Here is a 1,193-nt window from a genome sequence, read left to right as displayed (position 1 = left end):
GGCTCACACAATATCTTGCTTAGAACTTATTCGATTCTACAGTCAACACACTAAATTCTTGAGCACCGGGTAATATGTATTACAATAGCGCCCTCTCTCCATACTTAAGATAGTAAAAACATGAGCCAATCAGAATTACCCGAAGCCCTTATCGAAAAACTTAATGAACGAATCAGTGAGCTCGAAGTTAAACTATCGTTTCAAGATGATTTACTGAACACCCTCAACGATGTAATCACTAAGCAGGACAGGGAAATCCAAGATTTGTGGGTAGCGAACCGACTATTAAAAGAAGGGCTTGGGGAACTTAAATCTGGCAGCGCAAGCACTGAGCAGGAGCCGCCCCCGCCGCACTATTAGCACTATTAGCACTATATAAAGTAGTGCTAAAAAGCGAGATAACTCTGCTCACGCCACCCTCATTTGGCAGCGCAGTAAATCAGGCCAGTTTTTTGGGCGATTTTGAAATCGAAACCACTTTTGGCTTTACGGGTGCTTCTTCATTCGCTGAAGCATTATGTTCGGGTATCAACTCATGCTGAGATTGCTTCCAAACAAGGTCATCAATCTCGTTCGATGGGTTATACCCTAGAGGCGCTTTAAGTAGCGTCTCACGCACTGAAGAACAATCAAATAGATGAGAGTATTTATCAATCTTCTCAAGCAAGGCTTCTACTTCAACCCAAGGTAATGAGATCTCACGACCTTTCATAATTCGAGAATGACTGGTTGGTAAAGGGTCGTCGCCAATCAACAACTCTTCGTATAACTTCTCGCCTGGTCGTAAGCCGGTATACTGAATTTCGATATCACCATTTGGATTATCATCATCCTTCACCTCAAGGCCCATTAAGCGAATCAGCTTACCTGCCAAATCGGCAATTCGAACCTGCTCGCCCATATCAAGCAAAAAGACATCACCGCCCTCGCCCATTGAGCCTGCTTGAAGTACCAACAAGGCTGCTTCAGGAATGGTCATAAAATAGCGAGTAATATCAGGGTGCGTTACCGTTACCGGGCCACCATCATTAATTTGCTTACGAAACAGCGGTACAACAGAACCCGAAGAACCTAATACATTGCCAAAGCGAACCATGCAAAAACGTGTATCGTTCTGGCGCTGGGCTAAGCCTTGAAGTACAAGCTCCGATAAACGCTTGGTTGCGCCCATCACATTAGTCGGGCGAACAGCC

The 1,193-nt window shown here is 44.8% G+C and carries 2 protein-coding genes; one reads left to right on the top strand and one right to left on the bottom strand.

All coding sequences use genetic code 11. The annotated features are described in order from the left end of the window. The first annotated feature begins 120 nt into the window (after positions 1 to 120). Positions 121 to 360: a SlyX family protein gene (locus tag A3756_RS21505; RefSeq protein WP_068512900.1), complete on the top strand. Its 240-nt coding sequence runs from the start codon at positions 121 to 123 to the stop codon at positions 358 to 360. A gap of 79 nt (positions 361 to 439) precedes the next feature. Here the strand turns inward: A3756_RS21505 and A3756_RS21500 are convergent. Continuing rightward, positions 440 to 1,193: polysaccharide biosynthesis protein (locus A3756_RS21500; RefSeq protein WP_197481450.1), on the bottom strand; the 754-nt coding region annotated here is incomplete at its 5' end.

The sequence above is a fragment of the Oleiphilus sp. HI0086 genome (genome assembly GCF_001635225.1).
The sequence above is the reverse complement of the archived record's forward strand: the minus strand, read 5'-3'. Positions and strand labels throughout refer to the sequence as shown.

Excerpts from the sequence above, each read along its gene's own strand:
- A3756_RS21505 (WP_068512900.1), top strand. The coding sequence starts at position 121 with ATGAGCCAATCAGAATTACCCGAAGCCCTTATCGAAAAACTTAATGAA.